Origin of the sequence: Brevibacterium sp. ACRRH (genome assembly GCF_022346365.1) — a bacterium.
GTDB classification, from domain to species: domain Bacteria; phylum Actinomycetota; class Actinomycetes; order Actinomycetales; family Brevibacteriaceae; genus Brevibacterium; species Brevibacterium paucivorans.
Window position 1 is genome coordinate 1 of record NZ_JAKRMN010000018.1, and the last position, 1,461, is coordinate 1,461.

Below are 1,461 nucleotides of genomic sequence, written 5' to 3' on the forward strand. Positions count from 1 at the left end.
GGGTTAGGCCACCGGCTTCGGGTGTTACCGACTTTCGTGACTTGACGGGCGGTGTGTACAAGGCCCGGGAACGTATTCACCGCAGCATTGCTGATCTGCGATTACTAGCGACTCCGACTTCACGTAGTCGAGTTGCAGACTACGATCCGAACTGAGACCGGCTTTAAGAGATTCGCTCCACCTCACGGTATCGCCACCCTCTGTACCGGCCATTGTAGCATGCGTGAAGCCCAAGACATAAAGGGCATGATGATTTGACGTCATCCCCACCTTCCTCCGAGTTGACCCCGGCAGTCTCCCATGAGTTCCCACCATCACGTGCTGGCAACATAGAACGAGGGTTGCGCTCGTTGCGGGACTTAACCCAACATCTCACGACACGAGCTGACGACAACCATGCACCACCTGTACACCAGTCAAAAAGAAAACCACATCTCTGCGATGGTCTAGTGCATGTCAAGCCTTGGTAAGGTTCTTCGCGTTGCATCGAATTAATCCGCATGCTCCGCCGCTTGTGCGGGCCCCCGTCAATTCCTTTGAGTTTTAGCCTTGCGGCCGTACTCCCCAGGCGGGGCACTTAATGCGTTAGCTACGGCGCAGAATCCGTGGAATGGACCCCACACCTAGTGCCCAACGTTTACGGCATGGACTACCAGGGTATCTAATCCTGTTCGCTCCCCATGCTTTCGCTCCTCAGCGTCAGTAACAGCCCAGAGTCCCGCCTTCGCCACCGGTGTTCCTCCTGATATCTGCGCATTTCACCGCTACACCAGGAATTCCAGACTCCCCTACTGCACTCTAGTCCGCCCGTACCCACTGCACGCGCACCGTTAAGCGGCACGTTTCCACAGCAGACGCGACAAACCACCTACGAGCTCTTTACGCCCAATAATTCCGGACAACGCTAGTACCCTACGTATTACCGCGGCTGCTGGCACGTAGTTAGCCGGTACTTCTTCTGCAGGTACCGTCACTTTCGCTTCTTCCCTACTGAAAGAGGTTTACAACCCGAAGGCCGTCATCCCCCACGCGGCGTCGCTGCATCAGGGTTTCCCCCATTGTGCAATATTCCCCACTGCTGCCTCCCGTAGGAGTCTGGGCCGTGTCTCAGTCCCAGTGTGGCCGGTCGCCCTCTCAGGCCGGCTACCCGTCGTCGTCTTGGTAGGCCATCACCCCACCAACAAACTGATAGGCCGCGAGCCCATCCCTTACCAAAAAATCTTTCCTACACAACCATCCGATCACGCAGAATATCCGGTATTAGACCCAGTTTCCCAAGCTTATCCCGAAGTAAAGGGCAGGTTACTCACGTGTTACTCACCCGTTCGCCACTAATCCACCCCAGCAAGCTAGAGCTTCATCGTTCGACTTGCATGTGTTAAGCACGCCGCCAGCGTTCGTCCTGAGCCAGGATCAAACTCTCCACAAAAAACAAGAAAGAAAAACCCCAGCACCCAAAAA

General features: G+C 55.4%; 1 rRNA gene. It reads right to left on the reverse strand.

The features are described from left to right. Window positions 1–1,429, reverse strand: a 16S ribosomal RNA gene (locus MHX53_RS11465); the annotation flags it as partial. Window positions 1,430–1,461: the final 32 nt, after the last annotated feature.